Raw genomic sequence first — 24,500 nt, 5'->3', positions numbered from 1 at the left:
TTCTCTCCACAAAAGCCCTTTGTCCCCCCGTTAACGGAGGGACATTATAGGCATTAATTTACGAAATCCAGCTGCTCGGGCACCGGAGACTGACGGCTCATTCGGGCACCCAATCCCTGGAAAAGACGTTCGATCCGGTCATATCCTCTGTCAATGTGATGAACCTGCTCGACAATGGTACGTCCCTGAGCGGCTAGACCGGCTATAACCAGTGCAGCCCCTGCCCGCAGATCGGTAGCCTCTACTGTAGCCCCGTACAGACGAGAAACCCCTCTTATAAAAGCAGCATTCGCATCGACCGTAATATCAGCACCCATTACATTCAGTTCATCTACATGTTTAAATCGGCTTTCGAAGACAGTCTCTTTCATGACACTGAAGCCGTCCGCCAAAGATAATAGAACCATGACCTGAGATTGCAAATCCGTCGGAAATGACGGATAAGGTGAGGTAACGATCCTCTCCACTGCTTTGGGACGACTCATACAACTTACGGTCATTATATCATTCAAGATGCCAATTTGAACACCAGCCCGCCTGAGGACGTGAATCAGAGCAGACAAGTGGGAAGGATTGCAGTGTGTCAATGACACACTACCTCGTGTAGCTGCCGCTGCGATCATAACCGTTCCAGCTACTATGCGGTCAGGAATGACCTCATACGTACAAGGATTGAGTTGACTGACCCCCGTGATTGTAATTGTGTCTGTTCCAGCACCGATAATATGGGCTCCCATGGCATTCAGAAAGTTTTGAAGATCCTGAATCTCTGGTTCCCTCGCTGCATTGGTAATCGTTGTTCGTCCTTCGGCCAGCGCGGCAGCCATCATAATATTTTCTGTTGCGCCTACGCTCGGAAAATCCATGTGGATGTCCGAGCCGATCAGCTTGCGGGCTCGAAACGTAATTTGCTCGTCTTTCTCCTCGATCTCTGCGCCAAGAGCTTTTAAGCCCTCCAGGTGAAGATCAATTTTGCGCTCACCTATGGCGCAGCCTCCGGGCTGATAAATGGAAACTTCTCCGTATCTAGCGAGCAACGGTCCCATTAGAAAGATAGATGACCGCATTTGCTTCATCAAATCCTCAGGAATTTGGAACGTTCGGACGGACGATGTATCCACATATACCGTTTCCTCTTCATGTCGGCATGTGCAACCAAGTCTTTCTAGGATGTGCAGCATGACCTTAATGTCTAAAAGATGGGGGACATTCCGAATTTCCACCTTACCTTGTGCAAGCAAACTTGCTGCAAGAATAGGTAGTGCCGCATTTTTTGCCCCATGGATACGTATGGTGCCTGACAGGGGACGGCCTCCCTCAATCACCAATTTGTCCAATGTATCACCTCCGAGTTTACCGCTCACCCACTACGAAAACCTCCGGAATTAGCTTGATGCCGGTTTGAGATGATATTGTACTTTGAATATGCTTCATTAGGGTAAGCACGTCCTCTGCTGTCGCTTGACCGGTATTTACAATGAAATTAGCATGCTGTACTGATACCTCAGCGCCTCCCGCCTTCAAACCTTTGAGACCTGCGCTTTCAATAAGCCGGGCAGCATAGTCTCCTGGTGGATTACGGAACACGCTTCCTGCACAAGCTAACTGTAGCGGCTGGGTCAGCCTACGGCGGTCTTTAAAAGCCGCAAGCGCTGTTGAGATTTCCTCTCGGTCCCCCCGCTTCATCTGGAACACTGCCTCTGTCACCATTCCACGTTGCTCATGCAGCACGGAGTGACGATAGCTAAAGTGCATATCCTCGGCATTGTACACAGCCAATTCCCCTGTATCCAGCACAATCTCAGCGGACTGGAATATTCGTGACACATCAGACCCGTGGGCACCGGCGTTCATGTAGACAGCCCCACCGACCGATCCTGGAATACCACCAGCAAACTCAAGGCCTGACAGACCCTGCTTGCTAGCCATAACACATAGTTTAACCAGTGAAACGCCTCCACCAGCAACGATCTGTTCATCCTCAAAACGAACATAATCAAATCCTGGTCCAAGCTTGATCACCAGTCCCCGAATCCCTTTGTCAGAGACGAGCATGTTGGAGCCCCGCCCCAACTGCATCCAGGGAATTCCGTGCTCGCTAGCAAGCTTCAAAATCCTTGCCAACTGCTCTTTGGTATCCGGGATCACAAGAGCATCGGCAGGGCCTCCGATCTTCCAGGTCGTATATTTGGACAGCGGCTCATGCTCCAGCACTTTTCCGATATCATGCTCCGCTAATAATGGCATCCATTGCTGCATTGTACTGAAACCTCCTTGTTGCTTGCCCCGCATCGTTATAAGGCTCTCACCTAACAACCGGCAGCCTGGGTGATGGTCACAATCTATAGGGTATCCTATGTAAATACCGTCCAGTGTGTGACAACCGCCCAAATCTGCGCTGCGGACTACCTATTATGGGCAAGACGCTCCATTTCTTTTACTAAAATATCTGCTGAGTCAGGCTTGCCAAGCGCAGATGCCAGCTCCGCCATTTGGCTCCGCCTTGCCTCATCCTTCATAATTTCTGCTATAGATTGAAACAGAGCATGGCCACTTAATTCCTTTTCTGTGATCATGACAGAAGCCCCTGCCTTTTCAAGTGTACGAGCATTAGCCTCCTGATGGTTATTCGTCACATTGGGTGATGGAATCAGAATGGACGGAATGCCGAGCGATGTAATCTCTGCCAAGAAGGAGGCACCTGCACGATTAACAATTAAAGAGGTACAAGCTAGCACCTCAGGCATATTGTGAATATAGGGGAGCACGTGAAGATGATTGGGCAATGAGCCGATCTGATTTCGTATGCTGTCCAGCGTTTGCTCATAGTAAGATTCGCCGGTCACATATACAAAATGGACGTCTTTCAGTTGCGAAAGTTGCGGAACCATTGCAATCATGGCATCGTTAATGGCCTTTGCCCCTCTGCTGCCGCCAACCACCAGGACCACAGAGCTGTTCATAGGAACCCCTATAGTTGCAAATCCCCGATCCCGGTTAGCCAGACGAACTGTTGTAGCACGTGGGTTCCCAGTGTATAGTACATTTTTAGCTTTAGGAAAAGCTCCTTCCGAGCCTTCAAAGCTAACAGCCACTGTATCCACATAGCGACTCAAAAATGCATTGGTCAACCCAGGAATTGCATTTTGTTCATGAATAATGCTGGGGATTCCCAACTTGGAAGCTGCATAAACGACAGGGCCGCATACATATCCTCCGGTGCCAATCACGATATCTGGCTTAAATTTCTTTAATAATGCTTTGGACCTGCGAACTCCTTTGAAAAAGCGCATGATCGTTTTTATATTTTCCACAGACAAGCTGCGACGAAATCCTGTGATATCAATAGCCTCAAATGGAATTTTTTCCTGAGGAACCAATTTACTTTCAAGTCCTCGTTGACCGCCAATGTATAAAAATTCAGCGTCCGGATCTATTTCTTCGCACTGTCTGGCTACGGCCAGCGCTGGATAAATATGCCCTCCAGTACCGCCGCCGCTCAACACGACGCGCATAAACGTTCACCTCGCATAACGTGATAAATTTAATAAAATGCCCAGAGCAGTTAGCATTAAGGTCAGTGAAGAACCTCCATAGCTGATTAAGGGCAATGTTATTCCTGTCACTGGCATTAGACCGATAACAACACCAATATTAATAACGACCTGTACCGCCACCATTCCGACAATACCGACTGCAAGCAAACTGCCATAGGTGTCCGGAATGGTAATAGCGACACGCATCCCTCTCCAAACAAGGACCAAAAAAAGCCCCAGCACTGTCATTCCACCGATAAAACCAAGCTCCTCCGCCAGTATAGAGAAGATAAAGTCCGTCTGTGGCTCAGGAACGTAGCTATATTTTTGCCGACTCATGCCAAGCCCCAGGCCCGCCAATCCGCCAGGACCAATCGCATATAGCGATTGAATAATTTGATAACCCGCGCCAAGCGGATCAGACCATGGGTCCAGAAACGCGGTAATACGCTGGAGTCGATAAGGGGCAGCCGCAATCAATGCAGCAAAACCCGCTGCCCCAGACAAGGCCAGTAGACCCAGATGCTTCATACGCGCGCCTGCCGTAAATACGATCAGCATGGATGCTCCCATCATTACCGTGCCTGTGCCCAAATCGGGCTGGAGCATGATGAGCCCAAAGGCCAGTCCCATGAGCCCAAGCGGAGGCAACAGCCCGCGCGTAAAAGAGCTAATATCATAGTCAGGACGACTGAGCCATTGAGAGAGAAAAAGAATCATACCCAGCTTCATAAACTCGGAAGGCTGAATGCCGAAAGAGCTAATACCGAGCCAGCTTCGTGCTCCTCCTCTTACTACACCAATGCCAGGAATTAAAACGGCAACCAGTAGAGCCAGACAGATCAACAATACGACCTTGGCATATTTCCGCCAAATCCGATAGTCCGTTCTGGCCGTAAAGTACATGGCTACAAGGCCGAGCCCCGCAAACAGCAATTGTCGTTTAACAAAATAGTAGGAGTCCCCGTACTCGTGAAAAGCGAGGACGGCGCCCGCGCTGTATACCATAACCATGCCGATGGCTAACAAGCTTACAATACAGACGAAAAGCCATATATCTGGCGCCGGACGAGATTGCTTCATCAGGAGGCCACCCCTTGCATAAAAGTAGGGGCTTATCCAACCCCCCTACTTACAATTTATGCGCCGCCTCTTTAAAAATACGTCCACGCTCTTCATAGGATTGGAACATATCCCAACTTGCACAGGCGGGTGAGAGTAATACCACATCTCCCGTCTCAGCAAATTCAGCTGCCTTGTTTACAGCCTCCACGAGCGTAGCGGCGGCATCCTCCCCATTATCGACGACCTTGACATGCTCTATTCCAGCCTGACGAGCCCGATCTGCCAGCTTATGCCGTGTCTCACCCAAGAGCACAACGGCTTTCACACCATCCTGCAAGGACGGTACAAGCTCCGCATAATCAGAGCCACGATCCAATCCTCCGGCAATGAGTACGATGGGTTGCTTAAAGGAAGATAAGGCCATCATGGTCGCTTTGGAGTTGGTTGCTTTGGAATTGTTGTAATAAGCTACTCCACCGTGTTCTAAAACATATTCAAGCCGATGTTCTACACCGCGAAAAGAGCTTAATGGTTCCACCAATTTTGCTGGTTCTGCGCCTGCGGCTATGGCGATTGCGCAAGCAGCTAGAGCATTTTCTACGTTAAAACGACCTGGAAGCCCAATATCGGTCACGCCTATAATGGGTTGCAGTACCCCATTTCCATCACGGTATACGATGTTTCTTTCAATATCATCCGTTACATCCGGTATGTATGGCGGGTCAGCGAACACCCCTTCCTGCAAACGTTCCGTCATTGAGAAAGGAAGCAGCTTCGCTTGAATATAGGGCACAAGCTCCCGGCAGACGGGATCATCCCAGTTCACCACCGCGGTATCCGACGCTGTTTGATTGGCAAATAGACGTGCCTTGGATGCAACATAGTCCTCCATGCCTCCGTGGTAGTCCAAATGGGTCTCAGCTACATTGAGCAAGCAGGCTACAGCGGGCTTGAAATCCTTTGTTCCTTTTAACTGAAAGCTGCTCAGCTCCACAACCATCCACTCGTCCGACTTGGCGTCCACAGCCGCCTCGCATAACGGCGTACCGATATTACCAGCCACGATCGGATTCATGCCGGATGCCTCCAACAACTTGCCCACCCAAGTGGTCGTGGTCGTCTTTCCGTTGGAGCCAGTAATTCCAATAATCGGAGCTTTACATAGATGGTAGGCGACCTCAACCTCGGTCACGACCTCAATGCCGAGCTCGACAGCTTTCTGTACGGGAGGGGCCGCGTAAGGAATTCCTGGATTTTTGACAACCAGTTTCACTCCAGGATGAATCAGTCCTTCCGGGTGACCCCCGCATAAAACGGAAATTCCCAAAGCCTCTAACTCAGAAGCTTCGGGACATTGTTCCCTATCTTTTTTATCATTGACTGTGAGCTTTGCCCCGGCCTGATGTAGCACCTTGGCCACTTGTACGCCGCTTTTGGCCAGACCGATAATGACGACTTCCTGATCTCGGTATGCGTCTGGATGATTCATTTGTCTACAACCCCTTGTTGAGATAAAGTCCGAGTCCTGCCAACAGCAGTCCTACAGCCCAGAATGTGATAACTACGCGCCATTCGGACCAGCCGGACAGCTCGAAATGATGATGAATCGGGCTCATTTTGAAAATACGCTTGCCACGGGTTTTAAAGGAAGCTACCTGCAAGACCACGGACAGCATTTCAATCACGAATACACCACCGATGATGAGAAACAAAATTTCGCTTTTCGTAACAATGGCGATGGCACCAATGGCTCCGCCGATTCCCAGCGAGCCTGTGTCTCCCATAAATACCTTGGCAGGATGAGCATTATATACGAGAAAACCAAGTACAGCACCAATCATGGCCGCTGCGCAAACGGCAGCCGGAAGCGAGGTTGCTTGAATCGCCACAATGGCATAAGCAGCAAATGCAATCGCACTTGTACCGGACAGCAGCCCGTCCAGCCCATCTGTAAAATTGACAGCGTTGCTGATCGCCAACATCATGATAATAATGAACGGATAATAGAACCAGCCGCCCCAATCAAATGACCATGAGCTGCCTGGGATACCGATCGCCGTGCTGTGATCATTGCTAATCAGAAGCCAGCACATAATCGCGCCAAACAATAACTGCCCGAACAGCTTTTGACGTGCCGTCAGACCGAGCGAGCGTTTGAATACGATTTTAATATAGTCGTCCAAAAAGCCGATCAGCCCAAAACCGAGCGTAGCAACCAGTAGAACGTAAAAGTCCGTATTTTTGATAGCTGAAAACTTAAGAAAGGTCAGCGTAAAAGCCAGCAAGATTACGATACCGCCCATTGTAGGCGTACCTATCTTTTTAAGATGGCTTTGTGGCCCGTCATCCCGGACCTGCTGGCCGAATTTCATTCGCCGCAGCAGCGGAATGAGCAGTGGAGCGGCAATGACCGCCAGTATAAACGATACGACGATCGTCAGCAGTAATAATTGAATATCCATGGGAGTCTCCCTCTCGTCAACATCAGTTCTGTAGCGGACCGTTTTTCAGCGCATCCACAATTTCTTCTAATCGCATCCCTCTGGATGCCTTAACCAGCACAATATCATCGGCATGGAGATAAGACCGCAAATGCTGGATCAGCTTTTGCTTATCAGTATAAGCGTGTACGTTAGCAGTTGGCATTGTCCCTTGCGCACCCTGCGCAATCGAAGCGCCTAACGCACCATAGGTAAACAGTGCCTCTATGTTATGCTTTGCAGCAAAACGCCCAATTTCCTCATGAAATTGCTTTTCCTCAGCGCCCAGCTCCAGCATATCCCCAAGCACGGCAATTTTACGTCCACCCGTTTGATATGCAGACAACGTCTGAATTGCAGCCTTCATTGAAGCAGGACTGGCATTGTAAGCGTCATTTAGCACGGTAAGTCCATCCGAACACTTCACGACCTCAATGCGCATGCCCGTCAGCTTTAAAGACGACAATCCTTTACGTATATGGTCTGCATCCACATTGAAATGACGTGCTACCGCCAGCGCTGCCAATCCGTTTACAACATTGTGCTGTCCGAGTAAGGGAAGCCGGAAAGCCTCTTGGCCGGATTGGGCTGTTATGAATGAGCTACCTTCTTCATCCGAAGTGATTTCAATTGGATAATCATCATTGTCCGCAGCTAACCCGAACGTGAATAATTTTAATCCTTCAGGCTTGACCGTTTCAGGTTCTGCCAACACTTGTGGAAGTAGTGGTTCATCCCCATTATAAATAAGCAATCCACCAGATTTAATCCCACTTGCAATTTCCAGCTTTGCACGAGCAATTTCAGTGCGAGAACCAAGCTGAAGTAAATGCGATTCGCCAATGTTAGTTATGACAGCTACATCTGGTTGGGCAATATTAGCCAACAGACGGATTTCCCCGCGTCCACTCATGCCCATCTCCAGAATCAGGATATCTGTATCCTGCGGCATGGACAGTACTGTTAAAGGCAACCCGATATGATTGTTATAATTTCCTTCGGTTTTGTGTACTTTAAAAGTCGTGCCCAATAGAGCATTTACAATATCTTTCGTCGTTGTCTTGCCGTTGCTTCCCGTGATTCCGACGACAGAAACGTCAGTTTCGCGCAAGTATGCGGCCGCTAGATGCTGAAGGGCTTCTAACGTATCCTCGACCTCAATAGCATTGACGGACGGAGGTGTTCCATGATCCTTTTGCCATAAATATGCTGTTGCCCCTCCCTCGCTTACGATCTGCTGAACATAATGATGTCCATCAAATCGTTCACCCGCGAGTGGAACGAACAGTCCCAGACTCTGCGGCCTGCGTGAGTCTGTAAAAACGCCCTCAATCATCCGTTCAGCGTCCGCCTGTGCGTGAAGTGTTCCTCCACACATGGATGCAATCTGACCGATTGTTCTTTTCATCACTTGGATAAACCCCTTATCGCTTCTTTGGCTACGATGCGATCATCGAATTCATGCACCGTTTTCCCGATCAACTGGTAAGTCTCATGACCTTTTCCCGCAATCAATACTACATCGTCAGGGCTTGCCATTTCAACAGCTTTATAAATTGCAGTTCTGCGATCCACGATCAGTTCATAACGTTCGGCAGGTACACCTTCATCAATCAACCCTTGTTCGATGTCTTTCAAAATCAATATCGGGTCTTCTGTTCGCGGATTGTCGGAAGTAATAAACGAATGATCGCTGTATCGTGCAGCAATTTTCCCCATCAACGGACGTTTCGTACGATCCCGATCTCCGCCGCATCCAAATACACACCATACTTTACCAATCGCAAATTCCTTTACGGTACGAAGGACATTTTCCAATCCGTCTGGCGTATGGGCATAATCAACGATTACAGCAAAGGGTTGACCCGCATCAACAGGCTCTACGCGCCCATCTACGCCTGCGATGGATTCCAGACTCCGCTTGATATCCACCAACGAGATTCCTTCCAGCAGAGCAGCTGAAATGGCTGCTAGTGCGTTGTACACATTAAACTTGCCTACCATTCGAAGCTCAATATCAGTATCTCCTTTAAAAGTGGAGACATGGAAGGAGGTTCCCTTGGCACTTATAGTGATACGAGACGCTTGCACATCCGAATCCTTTTCTACGCCGTAGGTAATCACTTGGGCCGCAGTTTGAGCCTGCAAATAGGAAGAGACCGGATCATCTGCATTCAGAACAGCATATTTACTATTGGATGCATCACGCGAGAAGGCATTTCCCAATCTGGAAAACAAAAGTCCCTTGGCAGCGCGATACTCCTCCATCGTGTTGTGATAGTCCAAATGGTCCTGCGTTAGGTTTGTAAATATAGCGGTACGAAAATCTGTTCCTTTGACACGGCCCTGCTCCAAAGCATGTGAGGATACCTCCATGACACAGCATTGAACCCCTTGCTCTGCCATATTCCCGAGATAACGTTGCAGTTCTACTGCTTCAGGCGTAGTGCCGGACATAGGATAAGACTGGCCATTGTAACGCATTTGGATGGTACCAATCAGCCCGGTGTTCACCCCGGCGTCCTTCATAATTTTTTCAAGCAGGTATGTTATCGTTGTTTTCCCGTTCGTTCCGGTTATGCCGATCATACGCATACGGCGGCTTGGCGAATCAAACATATAATCCGCCAAAACCGCCATGGCATGTCGCGCATCCTTAACGACAAGCTGCGGGACAGGCACATCCAGTTCTCTCTCTACGACCAAAGCCGCCGCCCCAGACGCAACGGCCTGCTCAGCATAAACATGTCCGTCCACTGTAAAACCAGGCAAGCACAGAAATAAGTCTCCCGGCTGGACACGACGTGAATCCGCCCCGATTCCTCGGCAATCCACTGTACCGTCACCCACCACTCGGGAAACGGCCAGCAGTGAAGCCAATTGTTGAAGCTGCATCTTACATTCCTCCATTGCTCTCTCGTTATTCATAGTATGGTATAAAAAGAACCTATCAATCCCCCATATATATACGGATCGTTGATCCTCGTTCCAATCGAGAGCCTGGCTTCGGTGCCTGACTTACGACCGTCTTGCCTGACCCAGATTTCACGAGCATAAAGTTCATATTCATATCTTCATATAAATCAGCTGCAGTGGCACCTACCAGATCAGGTACCGTTTCAATCGGATTTTCGCCATACTTGTACTCTTTGGCAATTTGGTTGGTACGAGGTGGTATTTTCAAGGCAATCAGTGCATCCTTTAAAATATTTTGCACGATTGGAGCAGCAACCACACCGCCGAATTGAATCCCTTTCGGATTATCGACAGCAGTATAGACGACGATTTGCGGATCATCCGCCGGAGCAAAACCAATAAAGGATACAATATGCTCCGAGGAAGAATAACGTCCGTTAATTACCTTTTGTGCTGTCCCCGTTTTACCTCCAACCCGGTAACCCTCAATAAAGGCAGGGCGACCTGTACCTTTAGCGACGACACTTTCCAGCGCTTCCCTTACCTGTCGAGAGGTATCCTCTGAAACAACTCTACGCACCAGTTCCGGCTCCACTTTTTCGAGAACCTTTCCAGTTCCGGGCTGAATCCAGCCTTTTGTAATGTGAGGCTTATAAAGATTGCCACCATTGATTGCTGCCGATACAGCCGTAACCTGCTGAATCGGAGTGACAGATACCCCTTGACCAAAGGCCGTAGTAGCCAGCTCTACAGGTCCGACCTGAGGTAGCTTGAACAAAATGCCATTGCCCTCACCAATCATGTCAATTCCTGTTTTGCTGCCGAAGCCGAAATTGCGAATGTACTTGAACAGTGTTTCTTTGCCCAGACGTTGTCCCAACGTTACAAAACCGGGATTGCATGAATTTTCCACCACTTGAAGAAAGGTTTGGCTGCCATGCCCGCCTTTTTTCCAACAACGCAGACGTGCTCCACCAACTTCAATATATCCCGGATCAAAGAAACGGTCATTTTTGAGATTGACCTTCTTTTCTTCCAAGGCAGCGGCAAGTGTAATAATTTTAAAAGTAGACCCAGGTTCATATGTCATCCAAATCGGCAGATTTCGATTATAAATTTCAGGCGCATATTGCTTGTAAAGCGCTGGCTCATAGCTTGGCCGTCCAGCCATGCCTAATATTTCACCCGTTTTGGGGTTCATTGCAATAGACAACGCGGACTTCGCCTGAAATTTGACCATGGCTTGGTCAAGCTCTCGTTCCATAATGGATTGCACCGATTTATCAATGGTTAATTGTAAATTCAGTCCATCCTTCGGTTCAATGTACTTTTCAGAAGAACCAGGCATCAGACGGCCACCTGCGTCTGATAAATACGCGATGCTTCCATCGATTCCCCGAAGCTTACTGTTTTGCTGCTTCTCTACGCCTGTCAGCCCTTGATTATCGATTCCGGTAAATCCAAGAATATGAGCCGCTAGATCACCATAAGGATAATAACGTTTGTTGTCTTCAGCAACAACGATACCCGGCAGCTTCAAATCACGAATTTTCTGGGCTTTCTCCATCGTAATTTTTCGTCCACCGGGCTGAAGTTTTTGGCTTGCTGTTCGTTTGGTAATCAGCTTGAGCACTTTATCCTCACTCATATCTAGCAACGGCGCCAGCCTGCGAGCCGTTTCTTCCGGCTCCTTAATCTGTACTGGTATCGCCATGACAGTCGGCGAACTGACATTATAGGTCAGCGCAGTACCCTGTCGATCCAAAATTTCGCCACGCTTGGCGGCAAAAGGAATATTGCGGCGCCACGAATCCTCAGCCTTGGCTGAGAGCTCGCCTCCTTTACCCAATTGAACATAGGCGAGCCGGATCGACAAGGCCGCAAACAGTACAAACAATCCCAGTAGCCCCCATACCAGCCTACGCCGCATGGTCACGTTAGATTTTTTCAAACGCGCCCCCTCCGTTCCTCAAATACTCATGACATGTCTTACCTCATGAATATTCAAAAGAACGGACATTAGAACAAGCTATCAGTTATCTTCGCCTTTAATCGCGGCAGCACTTTTCTCATCTGCTACAGCAGATATTCCTCCCTTTGGAGTTCCCGCATTTGTTTCAGTATTCGCAGTAGTATCGGCTTTGGTTTTAGTATCGGCTTCCGTTTTCGTTGCATTGCCTGTCTCGTTAGCTGCAACTCCAGTAGTCGAGTCCTGTGTTTCCTCCGGCTTCACTCCGGTCACTGTTTCTTTGGCCGGCTGAAGCGTCACACTGACGACCCGCTTGCCATTTACCATTTGTGCCTTTTGAGAGACAACATACCCTTCCCCGCTTACCTGAACACCAACCTTCATAAGCGTCAGAACTTGAAGTGTGTCACGCAACGAGACACCTGTAAAATCGGGAATCGTCATGTTGGCACTATCCTCTGTCAGCAAATAGATGCGCTGTCCCGGTTTCATTTTGACGCCTGCTTCAGGATACTGACGAACAATTTTGGAGCCTTTACCTACCGTTTCGTAAGCAATCCCCTGTTTGAGCAATGCGTTTTGCGCATCCTTCTTCACTTGGCCTGTTAATTGTGGTACCGTTGGCAAATTCACCGTTTTCGCTGCAGCCCCACCTGATTTATTCGTTTTGGTTCCCGTTTTGGGAACCCCCATATATTGCAGCGATTGGGACACGATTTTTTTAAACACAGGTGCTGCTGCTGTACCGCCGCCTACCGATTTGTTAGGTTCATCCATAACTACCAAGACAGCTATTTTCGGATCATTTACTGGTGCAAAACCGATAAAAGACACGACATCCTTCGAATGATCGTAAACTTTTCCGACGACTTTCGTCGCTGTCCCTGTTTTACCAGCAACACGATATCCGTCGATGTAAGCTAGACGTCCCGTACCAATTTCCTGGTCAGACACGACCTGCTCCAGATAGCTGCTTGTCTGAGTTGCCGATTCCTGAGTAATCACTTGGCGGACTTCCTTCGGTCGAATCGTCTGCACTTCGCCTGTATCTGGGTTTATAATTTCCTTCACCAGATGAGGCTGCATCAACTTCCCACCGTTAGCAATCGCCGAGATCGCTGCCACCTGCTGAATTGGCGTTACCTGAACCCGTCCGTGTCCATATGAAGCCGTCGCGACTTCGGATTTGTACTGGGTATGGAATGTGATAGCACCGGTAGACTCACTCGGAAGATCAATGCCTGTTTTGACACCAAACCCAAAGTTATTGATATACTTCTTCAGTCTCTCGCCACCCAGCTTATCCAGCCCCAAATGGACAAAACCGACGTTACTTGAACGCTTGACCCCTTGAAGATAGGTTAATGTTCCCCAGCTACGGCTTACGTCACGAATATCCCAGCCTCCGACACGAATCATACCAGATTGGTAGGTCTCATTCGGATTAAATACCTTTTCTTGAACCGCAGCAGCCAAGGTTACTATCTTAAACGTGGAGCCCGGTTCGTAGATAGACTGAGTAGCATTATTACGGAAATTTTCCAAAGGTGTACTCCCATATGTATTGGGATTAAAATTCGGATAAGTTGCCAAACCGAGAACATCCATCGTTTTGGGATCAGCCGCTACGACAGTCATCGTTTTGGGATTATACTTTGCGATAGCTTCCTGCATGGCATCCTCTATATAATACTGAATCGTATCATCAATCGTCAGCTTTAAATTTTTACCATTTTGTGCCGGCTCATAGACACTTTCCGATCCCTGAAGAGGAACTCCCTTTCGGTCCCGCTGATATAGAAGCTTTCCAGCCGTGCCGGAGAGCTCTTTATTGTAATAAGCTTCCAACCCCATACCTGCTGTACCATCTTTTCGCAAATAGCCAAGGACATGAGAAGCCAGCTTATTTTCTGGATAATAGCGTTTGGATTCCTGAACAGTGTCCACAGCTCCAACTACCTCATACTTATCCTTCAAATACTCTTTGAATGTATCCACCTGTGCCTTCACCTCAGGGTCTACCTTCCAGCCTCCATTACGAATCTCACGGTTTTTTAAATAGTTACCCTTTTTATCCTTTGCAGATAGATGTCTTCTCAGTTCATCCTCAGGCGTTTTGAGAAGCTGATGCAGCTTGGCTACAACCTCATTCTCCAGATCATACTCCTGAATGATGCTAGGGTTGACAACCACCGTGTAAGCCGGTGCATCCGTAGCTAGTACATTCCCTTTACGGTCCATTATAGTTCCACGCTTGGGCTGAATCACCTGGTCTCTTTCTATCTGTGCAACTACCTGATTATGCCAGTATTCCCCACTCACAACTTGAATCCAAAATACTTTAAGTAGCAGAACAAGAAAAAAGAGGGTAATACATCCCCCTATCAGCAGTGTGCGAAGCTTTATTCTTTTGACCATAGCTCAAACCTCTCTGCAAAAAAATATACGTCAGAGCATAGCTTGATGCTATGCTCTTAACTATTTGGCAGCCTGCTTTTCCACACGAATGGGCTCTCTTGTTGGTTCGATATATCCCTGTTCCTTTGCAGTAGGCACAATCTGATTCTCCAGACGTTCCTTCTGAATCTTCAATTGGGCGATATTGGTCTGTAATTTGGAAATGTCCTTGCTGGCTGTATTAATCGCATAATTAATTTGATAAATGTGCGCATATCTGCCAATCAACGTCCCCGCAATGACAATGCATGCTACAAGTGTCAATAGATACAGCAGCTTTTCTCGAATCGGCAGCTCTCTGCGGCGTGTAACGACTTTAGTGGTCTCACGATACCGTTGTTGCTGAACCTGTTCCTGACGGGCTCTTTCTTTTACAGCCAAATTACCGCGTGTATAAGCCATGTCGCCTCTCCTTCTCCATTAAATTTACAATTTTTCGGCAACTCTCAGCTTGGCTGACCGGGATCGTGGATTAAGCTCTAACTCTTCTTCTGATGCCACAATCGGCTTACGATTCACCAGCTTTAGATCGCCTACCATTTTGTCATCCAGAATCGGCAAGTCAGACGGATAGATGCTTTTCGCCAAATACTCCTTGAAAATATGCTTGCATATCCGATCCTCCAAGGAATGAAACGTAATAACCGAAATTCTGCCCCCTGGAGCCAGACATTTTACTGCCTGATGCAAAGTATCTTCCAGTGCACCCAGCTCATCATTCACAGCAATCCGCAAAGCCTGAAAACTGCGTTTAGCCGGATGTCCCCCGGTTCTGCGTGCCGCAGCCGGAATTCCTTCTTTGATAATATCGACAAGTTCCCCCGTTGTGTGAATAGGCTTGTTCATTCTACGTTCAACCATGATCTTCGCGATCCGCCTGGAGAACTTCTCTTCTCCATATTGAAACAGGATACGCGCAATCTCCGCCTCCGGCCATTCATTAACAATTTCATATGCCGTAAGCGAACTGCTCTGATCCATCCGCATATCTAGCGGTGCATCATGATTGTAACTGAATCCCCGCTCCCCCTCATCGAACTGGGGCGAGGATACACCCAGGTCGAACAAAATACCCTGGACCTGCGGGACGCCGTCTTTTTCGGGCAATCCCAGTTCGGCCAGCTTGTCCTGCAAGTGGCGGAAGTTGGATTTCACTAATGAAATCTTTCCTTCATAGGCTGACAGCTTCTCTCGTGCATTGTTCAATGCCCAGTCGTCCTGATCAAAGGCAATAAGCCTCCCCTCAGGGCCAAGCTGTGATGCAATGACGGAACTGTGTCCTGCCCCTCCCAACGTGCAGTCCACATAAATCCCGTCCTGCCTGATGTTTAGTGCCTGTGTTGCTTCTTCCTTGAGTACGGTAATGTGGTGAAACAAACGGCTGACCTCCTAAATTACAATTCAAAGTTGAAATCAACCAATTTCTCAGCAATGTCGTTAAATGCTTCTTCTGATTGGTTGAAATATTGCTCCCAAGTATGCTTACTCCAAATCTCTACCCGGGTGGACACTCCCAATACGACGCACTCTTTTGTAAGCTTGGCGTATTCGCACAAATTCCCCGGTAAATTTACCCTGCCCTGTTTGTCCAATTCGCATTCAGTCGCTCCCGAGAAAAAAAACCGGGTAAACGCACGCGCATCAGCCTTCATCAAAGGCAGTGCTTTAAGTTTTTTCTCCATGACAGCCCACTCATCCATAGGATACACGAAGAGGCATTGGTCCAGCCCGCGGGTAACCACGAACGAGGCACCGAGAAGTTCACGAAACTTGGCCGGGACAGTAAGCCGACCCTTCTCATCAATGCTATGTTGGAACTCCCCCATAAACATTGGTTTCGTCACCCCTTACCCCATTCTCCCACTTTGGCCCACTTTCCACCACCTAAGCATAATAGATTCGCTTTAAAAAATCAAAGACCTCTTTTTCATTACAAAAAAGTGATAAACCTAGAATTCGGGCATATGTCTGTTATTGTTGCCCCGCGTCATAAGATGCCAAAAAGCCCCTTATCCCATGAAGTCGAACCCCCGACAATATGCATCAGGTTTCGAAACAACACGGAATAAAGGGCTTATTCTCTATCCATCATGTCAACCTATACAAGTACTTGCTTAAAAATGCACCATTTCTGCAGCGGACATCGTGACCGAAAATAGATTAGGCGTTCCAGCTGTCCAGATAGACCTTTTGGTCTTCTGTTAATGTATCAATCTTGATTCCCAGACTATCAAGCTTGAATCGAGCCACTTGCTCATCAATTTCATAAGGTACATTAATCACAGCTTTACCCAGCTCGTTGTAACGATCATTCATATATTTCAAGCCAAGTGCCTGAAGAGCAAATGTCGTATCCATAATCTCTGCTGGATGACCGTCAGCGGCAGCTAGATTCACGAGGCGCCCTTCTGCGAGCAAATACATTTTACGTCCATCTTTAAAGCGGTATTCTTCGATATTGCGACGCACTGTGCGAATGGATTCGGAGCGTTTAGCGAGCTCAGGCTTGCTAACCTCCACATCAAAATGCCCTGCGTTACACAGCACAGCTCCATCCTTCATAACATCAAAGTGTTCCCCTGTAATTACAGCTTTATTTCCAGTTACTGTAATGAAGAAGTCGCCCAGTTTGGCAGCTTCCACCATTGGCAATACATGAAAACCATCCATATGGGCTTCTACAGCCTTGATTGGATCAACTTCCGTTACAACCACGTTGGCTCCCAGCCCTTTCGCACGCATTGCAACCCCCTTGCCGCACCATCCATAACCCACCACAACCACTGTACTTCCTGCCACAACCAGATTAGTCGTACGAATAATACCGTCGAAAGCTGACTGGCCTGTACCATAGCGATTGTCGAACAAATATTTACAGTAAGCATCATTTACAGCTACCATCGGAAAGTGAAGTTGCCCTTCTTTTTCCAAGGCCTTCAAACGAATAATCCCTGTAGTGGTCTCCTCTGCTCCTCCACGGATCGTAGAAATCAGATCAGGCCGTTCAGATTGCAACAGAGTAACCAGGTCACCACCGTCATCTATAATGAGATCTGGCTTAGTTTCCAGAGCCTTGATTTGCAAATTCTTGAATTCCTCTGGATCTGGATTGTATTTAGCTAATACCGTAACGCCATCTTCTACTAATGCGGCGCAAACATCATCTTGTGTCGACAAAGGATTACTACCCGTAATGGTGACCTGTGCTCCACCTGCTTGTACCACTTTAGCTAGGTAAGCCGTTTTGGCCTCCAGATGTAAACAAATCGTTACCTTCAGACCAGCAAAAGGCTGCTCTTGCTCGAATTGTTGACGTATACGGTTCAATACCGGCATATGGGCTTCTACCCAATCAATTTTCAAATGACCTTCAGGGGCCAAGTTAAGATCGTGAATAATGCTATTTTGCAGAGAATGGGAAGTCATATGTTATTTCCTCCTAAATATTAGTTAAATTCGTTTATGATCATTATACATAAATCACACGATGCGTTCCCGACAGATCCAATGGTACGTTCATAATCATATTCATCAGGTCGAGACCATAACGATTCAGAAAATGATAGATCGTAAATGCACGCTCCTGCGGCTGTCCAAATGGGAAAAGCGACCACTCGATATGATCCCAGTGGCGAAGTGCTGTTCCATTTTGCCGAAGCAGCGCTTCCTCCACCTTTGCCTCCAGATAGGAAATCTGCCCCAGAATTTTCTCGCAGTTGGTTTCTCCGAGCTGTAGCAAACCTTTCTCTATCATCCCTGTCTGCTGTATAAGCGGTTTATAGATGCGGACAAAAGCATCCTTAGCCTCGGAAAACTGATCCTGCATTCCAAGCTGATCTTGAGTGGCGATCCATTGCTTTTTTCGTTCCTCAAGCCCGTCTCTAACTTGGCCAAAAGTTAGTTCGTACTTAAGCATATGCTTTTCCACGCCCGGCTCCAGTAATGTAAAAGACATACGCGGCAGCAGTATCGGCATCTGCATCCCGAGCACTTCGAAAGCGTCCCGTGTAATTGCCCAGTAGGCAATTTCTCCTAGACCCAGCACAGACCCCAGTACCGGGAACAGCGAATCCTGCATGAGCGGACGAGTTAGTACATTGTTACTAAAACGTTCGGGGTGTCTATCTATCTCTTCAAGCAGTTCAACCGCTGTAAATGCCACCAAACCGCGTCGATCTGTGAATAATCCAGCTTTTTTGAAAAGCAGTAGGCGTTCCTCTTCATGAATGTAAAAAAGGTTCGCACCACCTTCATGCACATCCGCTTGTAAGTGATAACCATAGTCCACGATCCGCGTAGCGGTTGTCCTATACGCTGTCTCCAACTCATCATTGTGCTGAACCAACTGTCTAAAAACGGATGCCTCTAGCTTGCGCAGCAAAGGATCTGCAGAATCCATGAGCACCAATCCATAGGTACCAAACAAACGACCCATCAGCTTGGCAAAGGCATCACTTAGTCCATATGACTCTGTCAAACCCTGCTCAATCATGTGCATAATATCGGTCTTATGTTCTGAATCTGGCAAGCATTGCTCTATATCCGCCATCGCTTGCTTCCACTCAACCGTATCGACTTTAATAGCACTAACTGAAGAACGACGTTCAGGCTGCTTATTCAGCTTGATTTTAACTGCTTGCGGGTCTTTTGCCATTACGTATGTATGATTGACCTCGTCCCAGTCATGATCTTCACCAGCAATCCAGAAAATTGGAATAACCGGACGTCCAAGCCGTTCTTCAGCTTCTCTAGCTGCTTTAATAATCGTAGCGGCTTTATAAATGACCAGCATTGGGCCTGTGAACAGTCCACTTTGCTGTCCGCCAACTACTACTAAAGCATCTGGGCTTTCCAAACGGTCCAATGAAGTATGAACCGCCTCATGCGAATTGTGTTGCTCATTGTATATACGAAGACATGCTACGACATCCTTACGATTTAATCGCAGATGCTCCGTCTTATCCAGCCACTTCGCCCGTTGGGCATAAGCATCGGCGTGCAGAATATCATATTCATACAAATCGCTTGCGCGTCCTGTACCCTGTATATAGTCTTCTGCCAAAGCCGACCCTCCGCGAAGCGTTTCCGGAACTATTTTCATGGGTCTGCCTCCTGTCTCCACCAAAACCTTACTGCTTGATTGTACCGAAAGCCCATGTCCACGTCAAAGCTTCCTACAAAAAAAACCGCCGAATAACTCGGCGGTTGGTATATAGAACAAGATCAAGCGTAAGGTTCAGCTACAAAATGCCCTTTAGACACTTCGATAAGCGTGGCATTTTCCAGGTTATAAGCCCCTGCCTTATTATCGGACGCGTTATGAATCGGTCCGCCTTGATCGTCAGGCATAATAATTCGCTTTTTGTTGGCTTCAACTTCCGGATCAGGAAGTGGAATCGCCGACAAAAGCATTTTCGTATACGGATGAATCGGATTGGCATATAATTCAGAGCTTTCAGCAAGCTCCACCATTCTGCCTCTATACATTACAGCTACCCGATCACTGATGTGCTTGACCATTGACAGATCATGCGCAATGAACAGGTACGTCAGGCCAAGTCGTTCTTGAAGCTCTTTCAACAAGTTGACAACTTGAGCCTGAATAGATACGTCAAGCGCTGAAATCGGCTCATCACAAATGATGAACTTAGGATTAACAGCCAATGCACGGGCAATACCGATCCGCTGACGTTGGCCACCAGAAAACTCATGCGGATAGCGCGTTGCATGGTCAGGGTTCAAACCAACCAGATCGAGTAACTCCTCAATCCGTTTCTTACGTTCTGCACGGCTACCAGCCATATTGTGAATATCTAGTGCCTCACCAATAATATCAGACACGGTAAAACGCGGGTTCAATGATGCATACGGATCTTGAAAGATCATCTGCATATCACGACGCATTGCTTTCATTTTCCCCGGTGATAATTTGTAAATATCTGTGCCGTTAAAACGTACGCTACCTGCTGTAGGCTCATACAAGCGCAAAATAGTACGACCCGCTGTAGACTTACCACAACCGGATTCGCCAACCATACCCAGCGTTTCACCCTCACGAATATAGAAATTCAGGTTATCCACCGCTTTGAGCACACGGTTTTTGCCAACATTAAAATACTTTTTAAGGCCTTCAACTTCAATTAAATTGTTGCTACTCACCATGATCTCACCTCCTATTTCTTCAACTTCGGATCAAGCGCATCACGCAAGCCGTCGCCAAAAAGGTTGAACGCAAGCATAATCAAACTGATCAAACCTGCTGGGAAAAGCATCCGCCAAGGGTAATACATCCACCCTGTCAGAGCTGATTCAATCATTGAACCCAGCGATGCCTGAGGAGCCTGTACCCCTAATCCAAGGAAGCTCAGGAATGCCTCGGAGAAAATAGCACTTGGAACCGTCAAGGTCAATGTGACAATGATTGGTCCTACCGCGTTAGGCAACAAGTGACGGAACAACAAACGACCTGCACCAGCACCCATTGAACGGGAAGCAAGTACGAATTCTCGGTTTTTAAGTTGCAGCATTTCACCACGTACAATCCACGACATGTTAATCCACCCTGTTACACAGAGCGCAATAATAATGGTGGTGATACTTGGCTCCAGTACAACCAGCAACAGAATTGTAACAAGCAAGTAAGGAATGGAATACAAGATTTCAGAAAATTTATTCATGATTTCATCAACGCGGCCACCAAAGTAACCCATAATTCCACCATAAATTACACCAATCATCAAGTCAATCATTGCAGCAGCCAAACCAATAATCAATGAAATCCGAGCGCCCATCCAAGTACGTACAAACATATCACGCCCCAGATCATCTGTTCCGAACCAATGTTCCGCCGATGGAGGAAGATTGGTGCTCAACAAATCATTCGTGCGGTCATCGTATGGCGACAGCATCGGACCAATAATTGAAGCAAGCACTATGAGAACCAAAACGCTTAAGCTCGTCATAGCCAATTTATTTTTACGAAGACGCTCCCAAGCATCTCGCCAAGCGGATAAGCTTTCACGCTGAATAACTTCAGACTGCTTTTCATCCGCTCCGACCCTCTGGAAATCTTCCGGTTTCACCTGAAGTTTATCCAAGTTCACAGCATTATCTTTAACAGACATAAAGTTATCCCTCCTTCCCGCCAGTAAGCTTAATCCGCGGATCAATAAATCCATATGCAATATCCGTAATAAAACGTGCCACCATCAACAAAATACCGTAAAAAATAGTAACTCCCATAATCATCGTATAATCACGGGTTGTAATACTATCTACGAACACCTTACCGATACCGCCAATCCCGAAGATTCGTTCAATAACAACCGAACCCGTAATAATATTGGCTGTCATTGGTCCTACATAGGTAACAACTGGAAGAATGGCATTACGTATAACGTGTTTGAACATAATTGTAATGGATTTCAAACCTTTAGCCTTGGCAGTCTTAATGTAATCTGCATGGAGTACTTCCAGCATGCTGGAACGCGTTAGTCGAGCGATAAACGCAATCGGTGAAGCAGATAGAGCCGCAACTGGCAAGAAGTAATCCATCGGGCCTTCAAAGCCCATAACATTAAACCAGCCTAACTGTTGAGCAAAGAAAAATTGAATTAACGATGCCAGAACGAAGCTGGGAACCGCAATCCCCATGATAGCTAATACCATAGCGACGTTATCTATGAGCCTACGATGATACAAAGCTGCTAGCATTCCTAGCAAGATACCGACAATTATCGACACGATTATGGCAACAAAACCGAGTTTGAGGGAAACCGTAAACGTTTGTCCGATAATGTCAGTTACACTTTGATTCAGCTTTTTCATAGAAATACCAAAATCACCTGAAGCAATATCACCTAAGTATTTAAAATATTGGACATATACAGGCTTATCCAGCCCATATTGCTCCATTAACCGGGCTTGAATCTCAGGAGAAGTCGCTTTTTCACTCATGAAGGGGTTACCCGGAATTGCTTTCATGAGAAAAAACGTCGCAGAGATCAGAATGAACAAAGACAGCAACATATAGAAAAATTTACTGATCAAATAACGCGTCATTGCCCGTTTACACCCCCCATAAATTATTTTCGACACCATTCGATTTTATCGAAATAGAATTGGACTGTCCAATCTACTTATTTGCATGGTTACATGATGATGGAAAAGACTAGGACACACAAAAAAAACGGGATATATATGGTTCAATCCACATATATATCCCGAAGTAACTATCAAACTTCAGAATTAAGCTTCAGTTACTGTGTAATATACGCTCTTGTGAAATCAATTGCTCCACTAAAGTCAAGTCCAATGTCTTTAACATTCGGTTTCGTTAAAGAAACATTTGAATAGTAATAGATCGGAAGCATTACCATATCATCTTGAACCAAAATTTTCTCTGCTTTCGCAAAATCTTCCATGCGTTTAGCTGGATCAGTTTCTGTTTTAGCAGCTTTAATCAATTCATCATACGCAGGGTTAGCATAACCTGAGTTGTTGTTACCATTGCCTGTTGTCCACATATCCAGGAATGTCATTGGATCATTATAGTCAGCAGACCAACCACCACGAGCGATTTGGAAATTCAGCTTGTTACGTGTTTGGATAAATACGCCCCACTCTTGGTTTTGAGTTTTAACATCTACACCAAGATTTTTCTTCCACATATCAGCTACTGCCAAAGCAATCTTTTGGTGACTTTCACTGGAGTTGTACAGCATAGTTATTGTAGGAAGCGTAGTCATGCCTTCTTCTTTCATACCTTCTTGAAGCAATTTTTTCGCTTCAGTGAAGTCTTCTTTGAAGAAATCGTCTTTATGCTCGCTACGGAATTCTTGAGAAACTCCTTTTATGCCTGGAGGTACAAAGCCGTAAGCAGGAATTTGACCGCCCATTGTTACACGTTCAACGATCGGTTGGCGTTGAATAGCCATCGCAAACGCTTTACGGATTTTAGCATTGTTAAATGGTTTTTCTGTTACATTAAACAGATAGTAGTACGTACTTGCAATTCCTTTAGCCTTAAATTCATTAGGCAATTCGTTTTTCACAGCCGTAATTTGGTCAGTAGGAATTTCACCTGTTGGCATACCTGAATAATCAAGTTGTCCACTTCTGTACGAAGCCAGTTCAGTTGCTCCACTGTTTACAAGGGACATAGTGATTTTGCTCAACTTGATTTCGTCTTTACCCCAATAGTTTTCGTTCTTGGAAACTTCGATCTTTTGACCGCTATCCCAAGCCGTTAATGTGAAAGGTCCGTTAGTAATCATGCTATCTTTCTGAACTGCCCACTTGTCATTACCTTTAATAGAAGGGTTTACAGGATAGAAAGTGTAGAAAGAAGTCAATCCCAAGAAGTAAGGAGTTGGGTGTTCCAGCTCTACTTGCAATGTATGGTCATCAACAGCTTTGACACCTACATCTTTAAAGTCTGTAACTTTTGTTCCTTTATAAGATTTCGAAGTGCTCAGGTTGTAGCCCTCAGCATTCTTGATATAGTACAATTGGTAAGCATATGGAGGTGCAGGAGCCGTTGAAGGATCCAATACCCGTTGCCAAGCGAATACGAAGTCGCTTGCTTTGACTGGGTCGCCATTACTCCATTTTGCAGTATCACGAAGTTTGAACGTGTAGGTTTTGCCGTCATCGGAGATTTTCCAAGATTCAGCAACGCCAGGGATTTCTTTGCCGTCAGGACCCATACGTACGAGACCTTCATACAAAGTTTTCAGAACCGCGTTGGTTTGACTATCCTGAGCTTGTGCCGGATCGAAGGTTGGCGGCTCGGAAGAAAGGTTAACGCGCAAAATTTGCTTGTCGGCCGGGGCCGGCGTAGTCGAGGTGTTTTCTTGTGCGCCCTTACCATTGGTATCATTCTTGCCGCCGCAACCTGCGAGCAGTGCGCCAACTGCAAGAACGAGTGTCAAAAGGACTAAAAAGCTTTTCCTTTTCATCTAGCGTTTTCCCCCTAGTTCTAAAGTGGTATATGTTTATAGATTATACAACCAGCGGTCAAAAAAATCTACATTACATTTCTTCAAATTGAGCTTTTTTTTCAAAAAAACATGATTA

Annotated in this window: 19 protein-coding genes; all 19 read right to left on the bottom strand. The window is 46.8% G+C overall.

Annotated elements, in window-relative coordinates; all coding sequences use genetic code 11:
* Nucleotides 1–53 precede the first annotated feature (53 nt).
* The 19 genes from murA to MMB75_RS02490 all read right to left on the bottom strand — a co-directional run bounded on the left by murA (nucleotide 54) and on the right by MMB75_RS02490 (nucleotide 24,382).
* Entirely contained in the window at nucleotides 54–1,364 is a 1,311-nt protein-coding gene (murA, locus tag MMB75_RS02580) for a UDP-N-acetylglucosamine 1-carboxyvinyltransferase (RefSeq protein ID WP_013372087.1), read from the bottom strand.
* Nucleotides 1,354–2,259, bottom strand: a complete 906-nt coding sequence (murB, locus tag MMB75_RS02575) for a UDP-N-acetylmuramate dehydrogenase (RefSeq protein WP_016821542.1) — start codon at nucleotides 2,257–2,259, stop codon at nucleotides 1,354–1,356. The genes murA and murB overlap by 11 nt, the downstream gene beginning before the upstream one ends.
* A gap of 146 nt (nucleotides 2,260–2,405) precedes the next feature.
* Complete coding sequence (gene murG / locus MMB75_RS02570) at nucleotides 2,406–3,515, bottom strand: undecaprenyldiphospho-muramoylpentapeptide beta-N-acetylglucosaminyltransferase (protein WP_045244392.1); 1,110 nt, start codon at nucleotides 3,513–3,515, stop codon at nucleotides 2,406–2,408.
* Between the two features lie 6 nt (nucleotides 3,516–3,521).
* A complete protein-coding gene (gene spoVE, locus MMB75_RS02565; RefSeq protein WP_031461775.1) occupies nucleotides 3,522–4,619 on the bottom strand; it encodes a stage V sporulation protein E in 1,098 nt (365 codons plus the stop codon).
* Nucleotides 4,620–4,668: 49 nt separating this feature from the next.
* On the bottom strand, nucleotides 4,669–6,090 hold the full coding sequence (murD, locus tag MMB75_RS02560; protein WP_031461776.1) for a UDP-N-acetylmuramoyl-L-alanine--D-glutamate ligase: 1,422 nt from the start codon (nucleotides 6,088–6,090) through the stop codon (nucleotides 4,669–4,671).
* A 4-nt stretch (nucleotides 6,091–6,094) separates the two neighbouring features.
* Entirely contained in the window at nucleotides 6,095–7,063 is a 969-nt protein-coding gene (mraY, locus tag MMB75_RS02555) for a phospho-N-acetylmuramoyl-pentapeptide-transferase (RefSeq protein ID WP_045244391.1), read from the bottom strand.
* 22 nt (nucleotides 7,064–7,085) lie between these two features.
* Nucleotides 7,086–8,489, bottom strand: a complete 1,404-nt coding sequence (locus MMB75_RS02550) for a UDP-N-acetylmuramoyl-tripeptide--D-alanyl-D-alanine ligase (protein ID WP_031461777.1) — start codon at nucleotides 8,487–8,489, stop codon at nucleotides 7,086–7,088.
* Nucleotides 8,489–9,976: a UDP-N-acetylmuramoyl-L-alanyl-D-glutamate--2,6-diaminopimelate ligase gene (locus MMB75_RS02545; protein WP_045244390.1), complete on the bottom strand. Its 1,488-nt coding sequence runs from the start codon at nucleotides 9,974–9,976 to the stop codon at nucleotides 8,489–8,491. Before MMB75_RS02545 ends, MMB75_RS02550 begins: the two co-directional genes overlap by 1 nt.
* A 55-nt stretch (nucleotides 9,977–10,031) precedes the next feature.
* Nucleotides 10,032–11,948, bottom strand: a complete 1,917-nt coding sequence (locus MMB75_RS02540; RefSeq protein WP_016821547.1) for a stage V sporulation protein D — start codon at nucleotides 11,946–11,948, stop codon at nucleotides 10,032–10,034.
* Between the two features lie 81 nt (nucleotides 11,949–12,029).
* On the bottom strand, nucleotides 12,030–14,384 hold the full coding sequence (locus MMB75_RS02535) for a penicillin-binding transpeptidase domain-containing protein (RefSeq protein WP_019688030.1): 2,355 nt from the start codon (nucleotides 14,382–14,384) through the stop codon (nucleotides 12,030–12,032).
* 60 nt (nucleotides 14,385–14,444) lie between these two features.
* Nucleotides 14,445–14,825 carry a type VI secretion system membrane subunit TssM gene (locus MMB75_RS02530; RefSeq protein ID WP_013372097.1) on the bottom strand — a complete coding sequence of 127 codons (381 nt, stop codon included), beginning with the start codon at nucleotides 14,823–14,825 and terminating at the stop codon, nucleotides 14,445–14,447.
* Between the two features lie 24 nt (nucleotides 14,826–14,849).
* Nucleotides 14,850–15,800 carry a 16S rRNA (cytosine(1402)-N(4))-methyltransferase RsmH gene (gene rsmH / locus MMB75_RS02525; protein ID WP_017428135.1) on the bottom strand — a complete coding sequence of 317 codons (951 nt, stop codon included), beginning with the start codon at nucleotides 15,798–15,800 and terminating at the stop codon, nucleotides 14,850–14,852.
* A 17-nt stretch (nucleotides 15,801–15,817) separates the two neighbouring features.
* Nucleotides 15,818–16,255, bottom strand: coding sequence for a division/cell wall cluster transcriptional repressor MraZ (gene mraZ, locus MMB75_RS02520; RefSeq protein WP_013311099.1), 438 nt, complete (start codon nucleotides 16,253–16,255; stop codon nucleotides 15,818–15,820).
* 328 nt (nucleotides 16,256–16,583) lie between these two features.
* Nucleotides 16,584–17,849 (bottom strand): adenosylhomocysteinase, encoded by a 1,266-nt coding sequence (locus MMB75_RS02515; RefSeq protein WP_019688031.1) that lies wholly within the window; start codon nucleotides 17,847–17,849, stop codon nucleotides 16,584–16,586.
* Nucleotides 17,850–17,892: 43 nt separating this feature from the next.
* The gene (gene bshC / locus MMB75_RS02510) at nucleotides 17,893–19,524 is read right to left on the bottom strand and encodes a bacillithiol biosynthesis cysteine-adding enzyme BshC (RefSeq protein ID WP_045244389.1); all 1,632 of its coding nucleotides are present in this window, start codon (nucleotides 19,522–19,524) and stop codon (nucleotides 17,893–17,895) included.
* Between the two features lie 122 nt (nucleotides 19,525–19,646).
* Nucleotides 19,647–20,585: an ABC transporter ATP-binding protein gene (locus tag MMB75_RS02505; protein WP_016821552.1), complete on the bottom strand. Its 939-nt coding sequence runs from the start codon at nucleotides 20,583–20,585 to the stop codon at nucleotides 19,647–19,649.
* An 11-nt stretch (nucleotides 20,586–20,596) separates the two neighbouring features.
* Nucleotides 20,597–21,547: an ABC transporter permease gene (locus MMB75_RS02500; protein WP_016821553.1), complete on the bottom strand. Its 951-nt coding sequence runs from the start codon at nucleotides 21,545–21,547 to the stop codon at nucleotides 20,597–20,599.
* Nucleotides 21,548–21,551: 4 nt separating this feature from the next.
* On the bottom strand, nucleotides 21,552–22,484 hold the full coding sequence (locus tag MMB75_RS02495) for an ABC transporter permease (protein WP_016821554.1): 933 nt from the start codon (nucleotides 22,482–22,484) through the stop codon (nucleotides 21,552–21,554).
* Nucleotides 22,485–22,681: 197 nt separating this feature from the next.
* On the bottom strand, nucleotides 22,682–24,382 hold the full coding sequence (locus MMB75_RS02490; RefSeq protein WP_019688033.1) for a peptide ABC transporter substrate-binding protein: 1,701 nt from the start codon (nucleotides 24,380–24,382) through the stop codon (nucleotides 22,682–22,684).
* Nucleotides 24,383–24,500: the final 118 nt, after the last annotated feature.

Origin of the sequence: Paenibacillus sp. P2(2022) (assembly GCF_029522175.1) — a bacterium.
Classification (GTDB): Bacteria; Bacillota; Bacilli; order Paenibacillales; family Paenibacillaceae; genus Paenibacillus; species Paenibacillus polymyxa.
The sequence above is the reverse complement of the archived record's forward strand: the minus strand, read 5'-3'. Positions and strand labels throughout refer to the sequence as shown.

What these genes read in the sequence shown, in the direction of transcription:
- spoVE (WP_031461775.1), bottom strand. Translation starts at nt 4,619, where the DNA reads ATGAAGCAATCTCGTCCGGCGCCAGATATATGGCTTTTCGTCTGTATT.
- MMB75_RS02550 (WP_031461777.1), bottom strand. Translation starts at nt 8,489, where the DNA reads ATGAAAAGAACAATCGGTCAGATTGCATCCATGTGTGGAGGAACACTT.
- murB (WP_016821542.1), bottom strand. Translation starts at nt 2,259, where the DNA reads ATGCAGCAATGGATGCCATTATTAGCGGAGCATGATATCGGAAAAGTG.
- MMB75_RS02515 (WP_019688031.1), bottom strand. Translation starts at nt 17,849, where the DNA reads ATGACTTCCCATTCTCTGCAAAATAGCATTATTCACGATCTTAACTTG.
- MMB75_RS02500 (WP_016821553.1), bottom strand. Translation starts at nt 21,547, where the DNA reads ATGTCTGTTAAAGATAATGCTGTGAACTTGGATAAACTTCAGGTGAAA.
- murG (WP_045244392.1), bottom strand. Translation starts at nt 3,515, where the DNA reads ATGCGCGTCGTGTTGAGCGGCGGCGGTACTGGAGGGCATATTTATCCA.
- mraY (WP_045244391.1), bottom strand. Translation starts at nt 7,063, where the DNA reads ATGGATATTCAATTATTACTGCTGACGATCGTCGTATCGTTTATACTG.
- murD (WP_031461776.1), bottom strand. Translation starts at nt 6,090, where the DNA reads ATGAATCATCCAGACGCATACCGAGATCAGGAAGTCGTCATTATCGGT.
- MMB75_RS02490 (WP_019688033.1), bottom strand. Translation starts at nt 24,382, where the DNA reads ATGAAAAGGAAAAGCTTTTTAGTCCTTTTGACACTCGTTCTTGCAGTT.
- MMB75_RS02530 (WP_013372097.1), bottom strand. Translation starts at nt 14,825, where the DNA reads ATGGCTTATACACGCGGTAATTTGGCTGTAAAAGAAAGAGCCCGTCAG.
- bshC (WP_045244389.1), bottom strand. Translation starts at nt 19,524, where the DNA reads ATGAAAATAGTTCCGGAAACGCTTCGCGGAGGGTCGGCTTTGGCAGAA.
- MMB75_RS02535 (WP_019688030.1), bottom strand. Translation starts at nt 14,384, where the DNA reads ATGGTCAAAAGAATAAAGCTTCGCACACTGCTGATAGGGGGATGTATT.
- MMB75_RS02495 (WP_016821554.1), bottom strand. Translation starts at nt 22,484, where the DNA reads ATGACGCGTTATTTGATCAGTAAATTTTTCTATATGTTGCTGTCTTTG.
- mraZ (WP_013311099.1), bottom strand. Translation starts at nt 16,255, where the DNA reads ATGTTTATGGGGGAGTTCCAACATAGCATTGATGAGAAGGGTCGGCTT.
- MMB75_RS02545 (WP_045244390.1), bottom strand. Translation starts at nt 9,976, where the DNA reads ATGCAGCTTCAACAATTGGCTTCACTGCTGGCCGTTTCCCGAGTGGTG.
- MMB75_RS02505 (WP_016821552.1), bottom strand. Translation starts at nt 20,585, where the DNA reads ATGGTGAGTAGCAACAATTTAATTGAAGTTGAAGGCCTTAAAAAGTAT.